We start from the raw sequence: 257 nt of genomic DNA on the forward strand, positions 1-257 counted from the left end.
TTGGAAAATGAAATCGCCCTGGAACAAGGAGGCGATGAATGATGAGGCGGGCGCGTGTGGCCTGGAACGGAATCGTGACCGAAGCCGAGCCGCTCGACGATGGCCGCCTCCGCCTGCCGGACGGAACGATCGTCGGGGAGCTTGAAGTGATGTGGCTTCCCCCGGTGGAGCCGGGAGTGATCGTGGCGCTTGGATTGAATTATGCCGAGCATGCCGGCGAATTGTCTTTTGTTGCGCCGAAAGAGCCGCTTTTATTT

General features: G+C 59.1%; 1 pseudogene. It reads left to right on the plus strand.

The window, feature by feature from the left end:
- Nucleotides 1-38: 38 nt before the first annotated feature.
- Nucleotides 39-257, plus strand: a pseudogene (locus LD028_RS09190) (fumarylacetoacetate hydrolase family protein); the annotation flags it as partial.

The sequence above is a fragment of the Anoxybacillus sp. LAT27 genome (assembly GCF_022030075.1).
In the GTDB taxonomy this organism is placed as follows: domain Bacteria; phylum Bacillota; class Bacilli; order Bacillales; family Anoxybacillaceae; genus Anoxybacillus; species Anoxybacillus kestanbolensis.